The sequence below is a fragment of the Mesorhizobium sp. M4A.F.Ca.ET.022.05.2.1 genome (genome assembly GCF_003998845.1).
Lineage (GTDB): Bacteria > Pseudomonadota > Alphaproteobacteria > Rhizobiales > Rhizobiaceae > Mesorhizobium.
This window is the reverse complement of sequence record NZ_RZOJ01000703.1, coordinates 1-1,473: the sequence shown is the minus strand read 5'-3', so window position 1 is coordinate 1,473 and position 1,473 is coordinate 1. Positions and strand designations below refer to the sequence as shown.

General features: G+C 65.6%; 1 protein-coding gene. It reads left to right on the top strand.

Translation table 11 applies throughout. The annotated features are described in order from the left end of the window. Window positions 1-223: 223 nt before the first annotated feature. The coding region (locus EN745_RS34730) for an ABC transporter ATP-binding protein/permease (RefSeq protein ID WP_145992325.1) at window positions 224-1,473 on the top strand (1,250 nt) is incomplete at its 3' end.

Below are 1,473 nucleotides of genomic sequence, written 5' to 3'. Positions count from 1 at the left end.
CCCTGGTAGAGCCGCTTTTGCGCCTCGACCACGATGACGCCGCAAGGCGCCACCAGGCTCGGGCGGCTGGCCGCGAACAAGGTGCAAGCCCGGGTGACGCGTTCGTGATCGCGGCAGCGCCTTGCCTCATCCTATCTGTCGGGGGCGGGTTCGCGGCCTGAAGGACATGCCGGTCGCGCTCGCGCCGGTTTCAGTACCTTTTCCGAAAGCAGGGACATCTGACATGGCTGATCAAGCGGATGACAAGGCCGGTCCGGCGCCCGCCGCCGTGTCTGTCGAAGCCAGCAGCCTCGGCGACCAGTTGGCGACGATCCGGCAGGCGCTGAAATCCTCGCCGGTGCGCAGGCAGTTCGTCTGGGCCTGTCTCGGCATCGTCGCCGTCATCGTCGCGACCGCGATCGGCCAAGTGCTGCTCAACCGTTGGAACCAGCCCTTCTACGATGCGCTGGCGCGGCGTGACCTGCCGGGTTTCCTGCACCAGCTCATGGTCTTCGCTGCCATCGCCGGCGGGCTTCTGGTGCTCAATGTCGGCCAGACCTGGCTCAATCAGACCATCCGGCTGAAGCTGCGCGAGGCGCTGACGCTCGACCTGATCGAGGAGTGGATGCGGCCGGCGCGCGCCTTCCGGCTGGCGCATGCCGGCGCCATCGGCGTCAATCCGGACCAGCGCATGCAGCAGGACGCCGGCCATCTCTCCGACCTGTCGACCGATCTCGGCGTCGGCCTCCTGCAGGCTTTCATCCTGCTGGCGTCCTTCATCGGTGTGCTGTGGACACTGTCGTCGGGCTTCGTCTTCCACATCGGCGGTTATTCGCTGGCGATCCCTGGCTACATGGTGTGGGCGGCGATCCTCTATGCCGGCATCGCCTCATGGCTGAGCTGGCTGGTCGGACGGCCGCTGATCCGCTTCAACAGCGACCGCTACACGCGCGAGGCCGAACTCAGGTCCTCAATGGTCCGCGTCAACGAGAACATCGATGCCATCGCGCTTGCGCATGGCGAGGCCGACGCCAGGCGGCAACTCGAGCTCGACCTCGGCACGGTGCTCGGCGCCATGCGGCGCATCTACAGCGCCCAGATCAATCTCTCCTGGGTCACCGACACCTATGGCTGGATCACCGTGGTGGCGCCGATCCTGGTTGCCGCGCCGGTCTATTTCGCCGGCGACATCAGCTTCGGCGGCCTGATGATGGCGGTCGGCGCCTTCAACCAGGTCCATTCCTCGCTGCGCTGGTTCATCAACAACATAGGCGGCATCGCCGATTGGCGAGCGACGCTGATGCGCGTCGCCGATTTCCGCATCGCGCTCGGCGAAACCGATGTCTTCCACGACACCGAAAAGCGCATCATTTTTGCCGAAAACCCCGGCGGGACGCTGACCTTCGAGAAGCTTGAGGTCGCTTCGCCTGACGGCTGCCCGAAGCTTGCCGAGCCGCATGTCGAGATTCGCCCCGGCGAGCGCGTCATGATCAC